A 14226-nucleotide genomic window follows, 5' to 3' on the forward strand; every position below is an offset into this window, starting at 1 on the left:
TTTATTATGCCTTGCTCTTGGAAACTCTTACTTTCTTCTCAAGCTTTGTTGCTTCCTTGTAAGGACGAACCAGCATATAGATCATGAAAGCGATAACTGCGATAGCAAAGATGAGTCCGATAACGTGAACATTTCCTGTGAACAGGCAGCCCAGCTGATAGATGACCAGTGATACTGCATAAGCAAATACGCACTGATAACCAACTGCGAACAGTGTCCACTTGGGGCTGTTCATCTCTCTCTTCATAGCACCGATAGCTGCGAAGCAGGGTGCGCAGAGGAGGTTGAATGCCAGGAATGAGTAGCCTGCAAGCTTTGAAAGTCCCTCGAAGTCGAGAACGCCGAATACTCCGACAACCTCTTCCTTTGCAACGAGACCCATAACGGTAGCAACTGTTGCAGCTGCATCGTCGAAGCCCAGAGGAGCGAAGATCCACTTGACTGCGTCACCGATGTGACCGAGGATAGAATCAGCAAGCTCCATATCGGGATCGAATGCGAATGCACCGCCTTCCGGCCAGCCGTGTACCGAGCCTGCCCAGATAACGATAGATGAAAGAAGGATTATGGTTCCTGCCTTCTTGATGAAGGACCAGCCGCGCTCCCACATTGAGCGGAGAACGTTGCTTACGGTAGGAACGTGGTATGCGGGGAGCTCCATAACGAAGGGAGCGGGATCGCCTGCGAACATCTTTGTCTTCTTGAGCATGATACCCGAGATGATGATAGCAGCCATACCCAGGAAGTAAGCGCTGGGGCCTACCCACCATGCACCGCCGAACAGTGCAACTGCGATCATTGAGATGATGGGGAGCTTTGCTCCGCAGGGGATGAATGTTGTTGTCATGATAGTCATACGGCGGTCGCGCTCGTTTTCGATGGTACGCGATGCCATGATACCGGGAACGCCGCAGCCTGTACCGATGAGGATCGGGATGAAGGACTTACCGGAAAGACCGAAGCGGCGGAAGATCTTGTCCATGATGAATGCAACTCTTGCCATGTATCCGCAGGATTCAAGGATAGCAAGGAAGATGAAGAGCACCAGCATCTGGGGAACAAATCCGAGAACTGCGCCCACACCGGCTACGATACCGTCAAGGATAAGGCTCTTGAGCCAGTCGCCGCAGTTGATTGCGTCCAGACCCTTTTCAACAAGTACGGGAACACCGGGTACCCATGTGCCGTAGTCCGCAGGATCGGGAGCTGTGAACTCGCCCTCCTCGTCGAGAGCTTCGCCCAGAGCAGCGTCAATGTCGTAAACCTTGCCTCCTGTCTCCTCGTTCTTGTAGAACTCGTCAACGTAGCTGCCGTAAGCTTCCTCGAATGCGCCGAAGTCACCGTCCTTGATCGCGCCCTGAAGCTCGTCTGCACCCTTTATGTCGGAGTCGGCAGCAGCCTCGTCAACAACAGCCTTTACGCCGTCAGTGAATACGAATTCGTTTGCCCACTTGTCTGTAGCGTCATCGTAATCGCCGCTCATGCCGAACAGGTGGAAGCCGTCTCCGAAGAGTCCGTCATTGGTCCAGTCTGTTACCCATGTACCAACTGTGGTAACGGAAACGTAGTAGACGATTATCATAATTATAGCGAAGATAGGAAGTCCCAGCCAGCGGTTGGTGACCACCTTGTCTATCTTGTCAGATACTGAAAGCGCCTTAGCGTCCTTTTTCTTGTAGCTTGACTTGATTATGGAAGCTATGTACTCATAGCGCTCGTTTGTGATGATGCTCTCGGCGTCATCGTCAAGCTCTTTTTCCGCAGCAGCTATGTCCTGCTCTATATGCTTGAACTTATCCTCCGAGAGACCAAGATTCTCAAGCACCTTGTCATCGCGCTCAAAGACCTTTATTGCGTACCAGCGCTGCTGCTCCTCGGGCATATCGTGTACCACAGCTTCCTCGATGTGAGCGAGAGCGTGTTCAACGGGGCCCGAGAATGTGTGCTGGGGAATGGTCTTTACATTCTTTGCGGCGTCGATAGCTGCCTCAGCAGCCTCTGTGATGCCTGTGCCCTTGAGGGCGGAGATCTCAACGATCTTGCAGCCCAGCTTCTTTGAGAGCTCGCTGATGTTGATCTTATCGCCGTTCTTCTTTACAACGTCCATCATATTGATGGCGATGACAACGGGGATACCCAGCTCTGTGAGCTGAGTTGTAAGGTAGAGGTTTCTTTCAAGGTTCGTACCGTCAATGATATTGAGTATAGCGTCGGGACGTTCACCGATGAGATAATTTCTTGCAACGACTTCTTCGAGAGTGTAGGGGGATAACGAGTATATACCGGGAAGGTCTGTGATGACAACGTCATCGTGCTTTTTAAGCTTTCCTTCCTTCTTTTCAACGGTAACACCCGGCCAGTTTCCGACGAACTGATTTGAACCTGTCAGTGCGTTGAACAGGGTGGTCTTACCACAGTTTGGGTTGCCTGCAAGAGCAATTCGCAGTGCCATAAAAAACTTCCTTTCATAAGTTAGATTTTTCTAACAAAATTCAAAAATTAAAGGAACTTACCGTCCCTTTACTTTACCTCGATGAGTTCGGCGTCAGCCTTACGGATCGAAAGCTCGTAGCCGCGCACCTTTATCTCGACGGGATCGCCGAGGGGAGCTACTTTTCTCACAAAGACCTCAACGCCCTTTGTAATGCCCATGTCCATGATCCTGCGCTTTACAGCGCCCTCACCGTGAAGCTTTACGACTTTTGCGGTCTCTCCGATCGATACATCTCTGAGTGTCTTCATCTTTTTCCCTCCATTACACCATTATCTTTTTTGCCATATCAGCGCCGAGAGCCACACGGGCACCTCTTATGTTGACAATGACATTTTCACCGAGCAGATTGACGAGGGTCACCTGTCCGCCGACTGTAAAGCCGAGATCAGCCAGGTGCTTCTTTACCTCTGCGTTTCCGCCGATCTTTATGATCGTATGCTCGATCCCCTGATCTGCCAGACTAAGCGGCATCATAAACCATACTCCCTTTCATTTAAGAATACATTTAATAATGTAAGCTTCTGCTAACCACTTTAAAGTTTAGCACGGCTAACATCAAAAGTCAATAAGCCCATAGTAAATTTGTCGGTAAATATAGTTTGTCGGTGCAATATGTCAAAGCTTATTGTTAGTTTTGCATAACCTTATGCGGCACGACAATCGGTCGGAAGTAGAATCAGGCTATGCAGCGTTAACCGGGGCTTTCCGGCAGGAGCTGCGGGCGGTACGGATAAGCAGGTGAAATACAGTAAATCCATACAAAGATCAAACGTATATTGTTTGTGGTATTTGTCCGAAGTGTTCTTGATTTCTTATATGCAACAATGATAAAATAGTATATAAGGTTAGAATAATCTAACCAATAAGAGATCAGGGGGAAATGAAAATGAGTGAAGCAGAAAAGAAATTTCTGGAAGTCCGCGGACTTAAAAAGAGCTTCGGAAGCGGAGACACAAAGCAGGACGTCCTCAAGGGACTGGATTTCACAGTCAGAAAGGGAGAATTCTGTGTGCTCCTGGGCCCCTCGGGTTCGGGAAAATCCACACTTCTGAACATTCTCGGCGGCATTGACAATGCCGACTCGGGAGAGATAATCATAAACGGCGACAAGCTGGAGGATATGGACGAAAAGGGACTCACGCGCTACAGGAGAAAGCACCTGGGCTATGTTTTTCAGATGTACAATCTCATTGCCGATCTCAACGTCAAGGAAAACATCGAAACAGGAGCCTATCTCTCCGACAAGCCCCTTGACATTGACGAGCTGCTGAAGATACTGGGACTCTATGAGCACCGCCATAAGCTGCCCAATCAGCTCTCGGGCGGACAGCAGCAGAGAGTGTCCATAGGCAGGGCTATCGTGAAAAATCCCGATATACTCCTCTGTGATGAGCCTACGGGAGCCCTTGACTACAACACCTCAAAGGAGATACTCCGACTTATCGAGGAGGTCAACAGAAAGTACGGCAATACTATTATCATGGTAACTCACAACGAAGCCATAAAGCAGATGGCTGACCATGTCATAAAGCTCCGCGACGGAAGGATACGTCACGATGACATCAATACGAGCAAGATAGCGGCTTCCGAGCTTGAGTGGTAAGGGGGCGCTGATATGGAGAACAATATCTCATTCGGCGCACGTCCGAAAAATCCGCTGAGAAGGCGCATTCTGAGAGACCTTCGCCGGGAATGGAAACGCTATCTCATGATATTCGCCATGCTTGTGGTGACTATCGGCTTTGTTTCGGGAATGTACGTTGCCAACAACAGTATGCTCACTTCCCTGAATGAGAATGCTGATAAATTCAACAGGGAAAGCGGTCACTTTGAGCTGTCCGCAAAGGCTGACGATGAGCTCATAGCCGCCATCGAAACAGGTGAGACCGCAGACGTAGTGGCTGCCCTGAAGGAGAGAGCCTACTCGGAAGCCGAGGACGAGGTCACGGACGCCGTTAAGGAGAAGCTTGAGGAAAACGTCCGCGGGCAGGTGGAAAAGGGCATGCGTGACAGCGTTACCGCAGCCGTTGATGAGCAGCTGAAGGCTGCTGAGGCAATGGGCATGAAGGCAGACGAGGCTCAGCGTCAGCAGACTATCGACGAAGCCTTTGACGCTGCCATGTCCGAGAATTATGACAAGGCTGTGGAGGATGCTCTTGCAAAAGCCTATGAGTCGGAGGAGTACACCGACGCTCTCTCCGATGCTATGGACGAGGCAAAAAAAGAGATAGACAAGACTATCGACGAGGAGTACACCGAGCTGGCGGACAGGTATAAGCTCAACGAAAAGACCGAGCCTGTTCCCGTAAAGGTCTATGAGCTCTTCTGCAAGGAGCAGGATGAGAAGCGCTCTGCCGACGGAGAGGCAAAGGGCAAAATAAGAGTCTATTCCGAGAGAGACAAGGTAAACCGCTATGATATACTCAGCGGCGAAGCTCCGAAGAATGACCGCGAGATAATGATAGACCGTATGCACGCTGACAACGCGGGCATAAAGGTGGGTGACACCATTTATGTCGGAAGGGCTGATTTTACGGTCTCGGGACTTTGCGGCTTCTCGGACTACACCACGCTTTTTGAGAACAATACCGATACCATATTCGATGCCATTACCTTCGACGTGGGAATGACCACAGATGAGGGCTTTGAACGAGTGGGCGGAGCTGTGCGATATGTTTACGCCTATATCTATAAGGAGGAGCCGGGGGACGTATTCGCAGAGAAGGAGCAGTCCGAGGGCTTCCTCAAGTCTCTCATAACCCAGACCGCCTCCGCGGAAAAGGAGAACGAGATAAAGGACTTCGTTCCCGCATATCTCAATCACGCCATTACCTTTGCACCGAATGATTTCGGCAATGATAAGGCTATGGGCGGAGTGCTGCTCTACATACTTGTGGCAGTTCTTGCCTTCATATCGGCGGTTACCATCAATACCACCCTTGACAAGGAAGCATCTGTCATCGGAACTCTCAGGGCTTCGGGCTTCACAAAGGGAGAGCTGGTACGCTATTACATGAGTGCGCCTGTCATCGTTGTGGCAGCTGCTGCAATAGTGGGCAATATACTGGGCTATACCTGTATGAAAAAGCTTGTGGTAGCCATGTACTACAACAGCTACAGCCTTCCTGCATACAGGACGATCTGGACCTCAGAGGCGTTCCTCAAGACCACTATAATCCCCGTTATCATCATGCTTGTCATAAACTTCGTTGTCATCACACGTAAGCTGAAGCTGTCACCTCTGCGCTTCCTGCGCCACGACCTGAAAAAGGTCCGCAGAAAGAAAGCCGTAAGGCTGCCTGAGTGGAAGTTCTTCGCACGTTTCCGTATGAGGGTGTTTTTACAGAATATCCCCAACTACATAATGATGTTCGTGGGAATATGCTTCATCATGCTCATGCTGTCAATGGCTGTGGGAATGCCTGCAACACTGAAATACTACCAGGACTCCATGACGGATATGATGATAGCCAAGGAGCAGATGGTGCTCATCTCCTCAGAGGACGACGACGGCAATACCATAAAGACCTCCGTAGAGGGAGCAGAGCCATTTTCCATGACCGCTCTTGAGCGCAGGGAGGATAATTCCGAGGAGGAGGTCTCCGTCTATGGCACGGAGCAGGGAAGCCGCTATATCGGGCTCAGCGATGACTATTTCAGCGGCGCTGCCGATGACGAGGTCTATATCTCGACCTCCTATGCGGAAAAATTCGGAGTGGAGAAGGGGGACACCATAGTTCTCTCTGAAAAATATGAGAATGTGGACTACACCTGGAAGGTCTACGATGTTTACGATTATCCTGCGGGAATAGCCGTATTCATGCCCAATGACCGCTTCAACGAGATATTTGACAGGGAGGAGGGCAGCTTCAGCGGCTATCTCTCCGATAACCATATCGACGACATCGACGAGAAGTACATCGCCAAGACCATAACTGCCGACGATATACTCAAGGCGGCCAGGCAGCTGGATCACTCTATGGGAAGCTATATGCTTTACTTCCAGTATGTATGCGTTATAGTTGCGGCTATAATACTCTACCTGCTGACAAAGATAATCATAGAGAAGAACGAGCGCTCCATCTCCATGGTAAAGATACTGGGATATGAAAACGGAGAGATCTCCTCGCTGTACCTTGTGACCACAGCCATAGTGGTGTTCGTGACGGAGTTCCTCGCCATATTCATCGGCTATCAGGCAATGAAGGTGGTATGGAAGATAATGCTCAGTAAGCTTGGCGGATACTTTGCCTTTGTAATGCCTTTCTCCGGCTTTGTAAAGGAGTTCCTGCTGGTGTTCGCGGCATATCTCATCATAACTGTATTCGACTTCATAAGGATAAAGAAGATACCAAAGGTGCTTGCACTGAAAAATGTAGAATAATTATTAAGCCGCAGAGGATAAAAACTCCTTTGCGGCTTATTTTTTACCAAATTCAACTATTGGTTGTAAAAAGTCAATAATTATTCGCTTGAACTCTACTTTGGGTTGTGGTACAATGTAAATGTAAAGAGATAGGAGAATGCGAGGTGCATTATGGACAGGAAGAGCGTGTTCAGGACCAATCTGGTCAAAAGGCGCAAGGCTCTGGGACTCACTCAGGAGCAGCTTGCCGCCCGTCTCAACGTATCGCCCCAGGCTGTTTCAAAGTGGGAGAACACAAGCTATCCGGACTGTGAGCTGCTGCCTAAGCTGGCGGTGGAGCTGGATACATCACTGGACTCTCTCTTCGGAGTTGACGTGGTGGACAGGGACAGAGACATCGAGCAGTTGGTCAATGACGAGCTGAGAGCAGCCTCTCCCGAGGAGAGGTCGGAGAAGTTCATGCGGATAATGTACAGCGCCCTCTGCGCCTGCAATCCCAACAGCGACTCCGTGGGAAGGCTCCATGACAGTTACGAGCATGAGACCTACGCAGGGCTCAAGACTGACAGGGAACTGGCACTTTCCAGGATCAGTCCCGACCTGAGGTACTTCTGCTTTCTGGAGATACCCGACAACGGCGTGAACTCCTATTTCGGCGACACAACCAATATGATAAGACTGTTCAACACTCTTGCGGACGCAGACGCCATCAGCATTATCAGCTACCTTGGCGCCAGCGTGAGGAACAAGATGTTCTCTGTTGAGATGATCTCCGAGAGGCTGGGCATTGACCTCGTAAAGGTACAGCACATCATCGACAGAATGGACAGGTTCGGACTTGTGTGGAGAGTCTCTGCGGATATTGCCGATAAATCGGTGATACTCTACGGCTATACTCATCAGATCCCCCTTACCTTTATACTGGTGCTGGCAAAGACAATAACCAACTATCTCCAGTATATGGACCCTAATGTGGAGCTCTGGATGCAGGGCGCATTCAGACGTGAGAACGGCGCCCAGGACGAGGTGGTGCCTCAGGTTCCATGGTGGGGAGAAAATGAACTGTGAAAACAACAGCCAAGACTGTTGAAAATATCCGCCGGCGGCATTACGGCGGAGAAAACGGAGGAAAAAACATGAAAAAGACAGCAGCATTCATTGCAGCCTGCGTGGTTTCGGGCTGCACAATGACCGCACCCATGAACGGTATCCCGAGAAATACCGCAAATGCGGCTGACGGCTACGACATGAACGTGACGGTTGACCTGAAGGGAGAGAGAAAGGAAATATCTCCCCTCATCTATGGCGTGAACCAGTACACGGCCGATCTGAAGGACGTTACCGCTACAGCTGTACGTCAGGGCGGAAACCGTATGACCGCCTATAACTGGGAGACCAACGCTTCAAACGCAGGCTCAGACTGGAAGCACAGCTCCGACAATAACCTTTCGGACTCCAGCGACCCTGCTGACTGCGTACAGGTGCTCTCAAAGCAGGCAGCCAGGTACAACGTGAACTACAAGCTCACTACATTACAGCTTGCAGGCTATGTTTCGGCAGATAAGGACGGCACAGTGACCGAGGAGGAGAAGGCTCCCTCAAAGCGCTGGAATAAGGTAGTCCTCACCAAGAATGCTCCCTTTGCAGACACTCCCGACCTTGATGACGGCGTTGTCTACATGGACGAGTATGTGAACTACATCATCAACAAGCTGGGCGACTCACAGTCCGCAACAGGTATCCAGGGCTACAGCCTTGACAATGAGCCTGTTCTCTGGAACGATACCCACAGCAGGATGCACCCTGAGCCTGTAACTATCGAGGAGCTCAGCAGCAAGTCCATCGAGATGGCAAAGGCTGTCAAGAAGCTTGACCCCAAGGCTGAGGTATTCGGTCCCGCGCTCTACGGCTACACCGCATTCGACCACCTGGACGATGACGAGCAGCATGACGAGTGGGAGAAGGTAAAGAAGGAAAACAACTACCACTGGTATCTTGACTGCTATCTTGACCAGATGCACAAGGCTTCCGAGGAGAGCGGCACAAGGCTCCTGGACGTTCTTGATATACACTATTACTCCGAGTCCGCAAGAAACGGCATCGAGGACAGATTACAGTCCGTCCGCACACTCTACGAGAAAGGCTTCTCCGAGAACAGCTGGATAGGACAGTGGTGCATGGAGAACGTGCCCATACTTCCTACTATCCAGAAGTCCATCGACACATATTATCCCGGCACAAAGCTGGGTATCTCCGAGTATAACTTCGGCGGCGGCGACAATGCTTCCGGCACTATCGCACAGGCTGAGGCACTGGGCTGCTATGCGGATCAGGGCGTTTACTTCGCGACCCTCTGGGGCGGCGAGTCCTATATCCTTTCGGGTATCGACCTCTACACCAACTATGACGGCAAGGGCGGAAGCTTCGGCGATACGCTTATCCCCGCATCGACTGAGGACGTTTCCAAGTCCAGCACATATGCAGCTGTGAATGCAAAGGACGATTCACAGGTCACTGTAATGGTAACAAACAAGGATCTGAACAACAGCGAGAACGCTGTCATCGACCTCAAGAACGCTGACAAGACCTATAAGTCAGCAGCAGTTTACGCTGTATACGGCGATACAGAGGAGATAAGACTCATCGACATCATCAAGGACGTTGAGGACAACAAGGTCAAGGCTCAGCTCCCTGCATTCTCAGCAGCTATGGTAGTTGTTTCCGATAAGGCTGATGCCTTCGACGGTCTCAAGACCTATGCCGAGAGCAAGCCCGAGGTAAAGACCGAGGAGTACACAGACATTGAGGCTCTCACCAATGACAAGGGCTTCGTTGTAGTGCCCATCGAGGACGCAGAGCACCTTTCAAAGATAGTCATCAACGGCAAGGTAACTTCACCCGCAGGCTCAAGCTGGGGTACAGCAGGCTGTGCGGTATGTATGAACGTAAAGGCCAAGGACGGCACAGGCTTCTGGACATACAAGAGCTATTCACTTCCTCTGGGCGACAAGTCCACAGCCACAGTAAAGTTCGACGGTATCTTCACCAAGGAGACCGGCGAGGGCGATGAGAAGGTCAAGGAAGATCTTGAGGCAACTATCATCGAAGGCAAGGTCGAGCTCCAGCAGTGGTGGGACGCTTCCGAGAAGGAAGACCACGTAGAGCTTACCTACACAAGCATACAGGTAGTATATGAGTATCCTCAGGGCGAGGCACCCAAGGTTACCACAACAACTACTACCACCACAACAGGTCCCAAGCCCACAACAACCACAACTACAACAACAAATCCTGTTGACAAGGACGTAGTTTACGGCGATACCAACTGCGACGGCAAGGTAGAGCTTGCAGACGCAATCCTTATCATGCAGTCGATCGCAAATCCCGACAAGTACGGCGTCAAGGGCAGCGACAGCAAGCACCTTACAGAAAAGGGCAAGGTCAACGGCGATGTTGACAAGTCCACCGAGGGACTTACCTCAGGGGACGCTCTCCGCATACAGGAATTCCTCCTTCACAAGACCGAAAGTCTTGTATGACAGGAGAAAACATAATACCCTCTCTCAAAGAAAGGCTCCCGGTTTTCGGGAGCCTTTTGCTTTGCGAATATAAAAAACAGCTCCCTTGCGGGAGCTATTTCAGTCTGTATATTCGGTGTGGTTCTTGCCGTTGTTCTTGCCCTTATAGAGCCTTTTGTCAGCGTGGGTGATGACGGTGTCGATCTTGTCGGTGGGGATACCCTCACTTACGCCGAAGGTCATGGTAACACCGAAAAGGCAGTCGTCTATCTCGAAGGTGTGAGCCCTGAGAGACTTGTGCATCTGGTCTGTGAAGTCCAGACCGTCAACTATCTGGGATTCGGGGAGGACAAAGAGAAATTCCTCACCGCCCCATCTTGCAGCATAGCCGCCTTCGGGGATCATGCTTATAAACAGGTTTGCGACGTAGACCAGTACCTTGTCGCCTGTGTCGTGACCGTAGGTGTCGTTTATCTTCTTGAAGTTGTCGATATCGCCTATGCCTATGACATATCTGCTTCTGGGAGTAGCGCTGTTGCGTCGGATCTCCCTGATCTTCTCATTCATAGCCCTGCGGTTGAAGAGCTGTGTCAGCGGGTCTATGGACGCCGCCTTCTTGAACTCCTCGCTCTGGGCTGTGAGTCTGTACTCCATATCAACGCGGTTGAGCATATAGACTGTAAGCGTATACACCAGGGCGAGAACACCGATGAGGGCGTTGAGTATATACAGGGCGTTGATTATGCCGTTATCGCCGAAGTCGTACTTCAGTACGGCGTGGTGTATGTTTCTCACTCTCAGCCATATGAAGGTGCCCATGGCGAGTGCCGAGTAAATATACGGCACCAGAAGCTTTCCCTTCATCATCAGGAAGAGTATGGGTATCAGGACAATGAGGAGTATACCGAAATCGGGAGCCCAGCCCATGAGGTATGTAGCCATGGCGGCGTGTACGATGATCTCTGTGGATGCGGCGCAGATCAGTATATCCTTTCCCTTTCTGAGCGTCATTATGAGTATGACCAGTGCGAGGTAGAATGCTACACTGAATATATTGAAGTACAGCATCTCTTTGACTTTGAGAATGATGAACATTATCAGATATGCTGCATGAGCAAGAAAGCAGAGAGCCAGTCCGATAGCATATATGAATTTCTCATTGGATTCTTCAAACAGCTTTCGGTTGTTGGCGACGAACTCACGTATCATCTCGGAGCTTCTGCCTGTACTCATAGGAACTATCACTTCCCTTCGGGTCATGAAATTTCAGAGGGTAGTTTACTAATATATTATATACCATATCCGCCGAGATTGCAATAAACAAAATGTAAAATCTGTCAAACGGGCAGAAGAAAAAATTACTGTCTGTTCTGAGAGGGCGGATTTTCGGCAATATATCTGTCAAGTATCTCTGCCGCAGTGCGGACGAATTTTATGCAGGGGCGTACCTTGTAATACTGCTCGGTGCGTTTTTCGGGTTCGGGATCACTTGTCACCCTGAGTTCTTTCAGAAGTTCACGGCAGATGATGGTGTCGTGCTTCTCCCTGAAAAGTGAAGCCAGCTCCTGTATGCGGCGGTAGTGTTCTGTCTTTTCCTCGTGGGAGTAGCTTTCGCCGAGACCATAGAGGATACCTGCGATCATGAACATGGCTGAGCAGGTCCCGCAGACCTCCCTCATGCGTCCCATACCGCCTCCGAAAGAGGAGGAGAGGCGCAGGGCAAGGTCATAGTCCATGCCTGTAACATCGGCAAAAGCAGCGAATACAGACTGGGAACAGTTGAGACCTCCCGCAAAGAGCTCACAAGCCTTTTCGGCGTGATCTGCTGACATTGTAACAACTCCTTTTGTAATAAGCTGTAAAAAGTCTGACGGAAATATTATATAACAAATCACGCGAAAAATCAACATTTCCGGCATAAAAGTAAAACTTTGATGTTAGTAAATGATAACAATATGAGCCTTGATTTTTATTGTTTTTTCTTGATTAAGAGGGGGAAATGTTGTATAATAAATCTTGTATGCAGGGCAGATTATCCGACTGCCTAAAAACCGAAAGGAGTATTTATAATGATTTATTCGCACGAAGTTGAAACAATGTGCCCTATCGCACAGGGCGTTGCTCACGGCGCTGCTCCGATACCCGAGGAGGCTAAGTGGGTCAAGGCTAAGGAGATAAAGGATATTTCAGGCTTTACACACGGCATCGGCTGGTGTGCACCTCAGCAGGGTACCTGCAAGCTCACACTCAACGTCAAGGAAGGCGTTATCCAGGAGGCACTTGTTGAGACTATCGGCTGCTCGGGCATGACTCATTCCGCAGCTATGGCTGCTGAGATCCTCCCCGGCAGAACTATACTTGAGGCTCTTAATACTGACCTCGTTTGTGACGCAATCAACACAGCTATGAGAGAGCTCTTCCTCCAGATCGTTTACGGACGTTCACAGTCTGCATTCTCTGAGGGCGGTCTTGTTATCGGTGCAGGTCTTGAGGACCTCGGTAAGGGCCTCCGTTCACAGATCGGTACTACATACGGTACTCTCAAGAAGGGTCCCCGCTATCTGGAGCTCACAGACGGATACATCACAGGTCTCGCTCTTAATGAGGACGACGAGATCATCGGCTACAAGTTCATCAACTTCGGTAAGATGATGGACTTCATCAAGGCAGGCGATGATGCAAATACTGCATTTGAAAAGGCTCAGGGCCAGTACGGCAGAGTTGCTGACGCAGTTAAGATCGTTGATCCCAGAAAAGAATAAGGAGGACTTGTAAAATGGCTTTATTTGAATCATATGAGAGACGTGAGAAGCAGATCCTCGACGTTCTCAAGAACTACGGCATCAGCTCCATCGAGGAGTGCGCTGACGTATGTAAGGCAAAGGGTCTGGACATCTATAAGCTCGTTGAGGGCATCCAGCCTATCTGTTTTGAAAATGCAAAGTGGGCTTACACAGTAGGCTGCGCTATCGCTATAAAGAAGGGCTGCACAAGAGCTGCTGACGCTGCTGCTGCAATCGGCGAAGGCCTCCAGGCTTTCTGTATCCCCGGTTCAGTTGCTGACCAGCGTAAGGTTGGTCTCGGCCACGGTAACCTGGGCAAGATGCTCCTTGAGGAAGATACAGAGTGCTTCGCATTCCTGGCAGGTCACGAGTCATTCGCTGCTGCTGAGGGTGCTATCGGTATCGCTGAGAAGGCTAACAAGGTTCGTCAGAAGCCCCTCCGCGTTATCCTCAACGGTCTCGGCAAGGACGCTGCTCAGATCATCGCTCGTATCAACGGATTCACATACATCGAGACAGAGATGGACTACGCTACAGGCGAGGTCAAGGAAGTATTCCGCAAGGCATACTCAGACGGTCTCCGTGCAAAGGTCAACTGCTACGGCGCTAATGACGTAAGAGAAGGCGTTGCTATCATGTGGAAGGAAAACGTTGACGTTTCCATCACAGGTAACTCTACTAACCCCACACGTTTCCAGCACCCCGTTGCAGGTACATACAAGAAGGAGCGCGTTGACGCTGGCAAGAAGTACTTCTCAGTAGCTTCAGGCGGCGGTACAGGACGTACTCTCCACCCCGACAACATGGCTGCAGGTCCTGCTTCCTACGGTATGACAGATACTCTCGGCCGTATGCACTCTGACGCTCAGTTCGCAGGTTCATCTTCAGTTCCTGCTCACGTTGAGATGATGGGTCTTATCGGTATGGGCAACAACCCCATGGTTGGTGCAACAGTTGCTTGTGCAGTTGCTGTTGAAGAGGCTATGAAGTAATTCATTACCGAATAAAAAAAGGGCAGTCCTTAAGGGCTACACTCATATAGAATGTTATAGCAAATTATCGGGG

The 14226-nt window shown here is 50.2% G+C and carries 11 protein-coding genes; 6 read left to right on the plus strand and 5 right to left on the minus strand.

Features of this window, described 5'->3' with window-relative positions:
- Window positions 1-4: 4 nt before the first annotated feature.
- The 3 genes from feoB to T488_RS0104930 all read right to left on the minus strand — a co-directional run bounded on the left by feoB (window position 5) and on the right by T488_RS0104930 (window position 2968).
- Window positions 5-2452: a ferrous iron transporter B gene (feoB, locus tag T488_RS0104920; RefSeq protein WP_028519841.1), complete on the minus strand. Its 2448-nt coding sequence runs from the start codon at window positions 2450-2452 to the stop codon at window positions 5-7.
- Window positions 2453-2520: 68 nt separating this feature from the next.
- A complete protein-coding gene (locus T488_RS0104925; RefSeq protein ID WP_028519842.1) occupies window positions 2521-2742 on the minus strand; it encodes a FeoA family protein in 222 nt (73 codons plus the stop codon).
- A 13-nt stretch (window positions 2743-2755) separates the two neighbouring features.
- A complete protein-coding gene (locus tag T488_RS0104930; RefSeq protein WP_028519843.1) occupies window positions 2756-2968 on the minus strand; it encodes a FeoA family protein in 213 nt (70 codons plus the stop codon).
- Between the two features lie 412 nt (window positions 2969-3380).
- On the opposite strand from T488_RS0104930, the gene T488_RS0104935 reads away from it, so the two are divergent.
- The 4 genes from T488_RS0104935 to T488_RS0104950 all read left to right on the plus strand — a co-directional run bounded on the left by T488_RS0104935 (window position 3381) and on the right by T488_RS0104950 (window position 10399).
- The gene (locus T488_RS0104935; RefSeq protein ID WP_028519844.1) at window positions 3381-4097 is read left to right on the plus strand and encodes an ABC transporter ATP-binding protein; all 717 of its coding nucleotides are present in this window, start codon (window positions 3381-3383) and stop codon (window positions 4095-4097) included.
- Between the two features lie 12 nt (window positions 4098-4109).
- Window positions 4110-6878: an ABC transporter permease gene (locus tag T488_RS0104940; protein ID WP_037297141.1), complete on the plus strand. Its 2769-nt coding sequence runs from the start codon at window positions 4110-4112 to the stop codon at window positions 6876-6878.
- A 153-nt stretch (window positions 6879-7031) separates the two neighbouring features.
- On the plus strand, window positions 7032-7928 hold the full coding sequence (locus T488_RS0104945; protein WP_028519846.1) for a helix-turn-helix domain-containing protein: 897 nt from the start codon (window positions 7032-7034) through the stop codon (window positions 7926-7928).
- 68 nt (window positions 7929-7996) lie between these two features.
- Complete coding sequence (locus T488_RS0104950; protein WP_037297160.1) at window positions 7997-10399, plus strand: glycoside hydrolase family 44 protein; 2403 nt, start codon at window positions 7997-7999, stop codon at window positions 10397-10399.
- A gap of 99 nt (window positions 10400-10498) precedes the next feature.
- On the opposite strand, the gene T488_RS0104955 is transcribed toward T488_RS0104950, so the two are convergent.
- Complete coding sequence (locus tag T488_RS0104955; RefSeq protein WP_051536292.1) at window positions 10499-11611, minus strand: GGDEF domain-containing protein; 1113 nt, start codon at window positions 11609-11611, stop codon at window positions 10499-10501.
- A gap of 125 nt (window positions 11612-11736) precedes the next feature.
- Window positions 11737-12210 carry a C-GCAxxG-C-C family protein gene (locus tag T488_RS0104960; protein ID WP_028519849.1) on the minus strand — a complete coding sequence of 158 codons (474 nt, stop codon included), beginning with the start codon at window positions 12208-12210 and terminating at the stop codon, window positions 11737-11739.
- Window positions 12211-12447: 237 nt separating this feature from the next.
- On the opposite strand from T488_RS0104960, the gene T488_RS0104965 reads away from it, so the two are divergent.
- Window positions 12448-13140, plus strand: a complete 693-nt coding sequence (locus tag T488_RS0104965; protein WP_028519850.1) for an iron-sulfur cluster assembly scaffold protein — start codon at window positions 12448-12450, stop codon at window positions 13138-13140.
- 14 nt (window positions 13141-13154) lie between these two features.
- Entirely contained in the window at window positions 13155-14153 is a 999-nt protein-coding gene (locus T488_RS0104970) for a GGGtGRT protein (protein ID WP_028519851.1), read from the plus strand.
- Window positions 14154-14226: the final 73 nt, after the last annotated feature.

This window comes from Ruminococcus flavefaciens ND2009 (genome assembly GCF_000621785.1).
Classification (GTDB): domain Bacteria; phylum Bacillota; class Clostridia; order Oscillospirales; family Ruminococcaceae; genus Ruminococcus; species Ruminococcus flavefaciens_C.

Coding starts and splice junctions, on each gene's coding strand:
- feoB (WP_028519841.1), bottom strand. CDS start 2,452: ATGGCACTGCGAATTGCTCTTGCAGGCAACCCAAACTGTGGTAAGACC.
- T488_RS0104925 (WP_028519842.1), bottom strand. CDS start 2,742: ATGAAGACACTCAGAGATGTATCGATCGGAGAGACCGCAAAAGTCGTA.
- T488_RS0104930 (WP_028519843.1), bottom strand. CDS start 2,968: ATGATGCCGCTTAGTCTGGCAGATCAGGGGATCGAGCATACGATCATA.
- T488_RS0104935 (WP_028519844.1), top strand. CDS start 3,381: ATGAGTGAAGCAGAAAAGAAATTTCTGGAAGTCCGCGGACTTAAAAAG.
- T488_RS0104940 (WP_037297141.1), top strand. CDS start 4,110: ATGGAGAACAATATCTCATTCGGCGCACGTCCGAAAAATCCGCTGAGA.
- T488_RS0104945 (WP_028519846.1), top strand. CDS start 7,032: ATGGACAGGAAGAGCGTGTTCAGGACCAATCTGGTCAAAAGGCGCAAG.
- T488_RS0104950 (WP_037297160.1), top strand. CDS start 7,997: ATGAAAAAGACAGCAGCATTCATTGCAGCCTGCGTGGTTTCGGGCTGC.
- T488_RS0104955 (WP_051536292.1), bottom strand. CDS start 11,611: ATGAGTACAGGCAGAAGCTCCGAGATGATACGTGAGTTCGTCGCCAAC.
- T488_RS0104960 (WP_028519849.1), bottom strand. CDS start 12,210: ATGTCAGCAGATCACGCCGAAAAGGCTTGTGAGCTCTTTGCGGGAGGT.
- T488_RS0104965 (WP_028519850.1), top strand. CDS start 12,448: ATGATTTATTCGCACGAAGTTGAAACAATGTGCCCTATCGCACAGGGC.
- T488_RS0104970 (WP_028519851.1), top strand. CDS start 13,155: ATGGCTTTATTTGAATCATATGAGAGACGTGAGAAGCAGATCCTCGAC.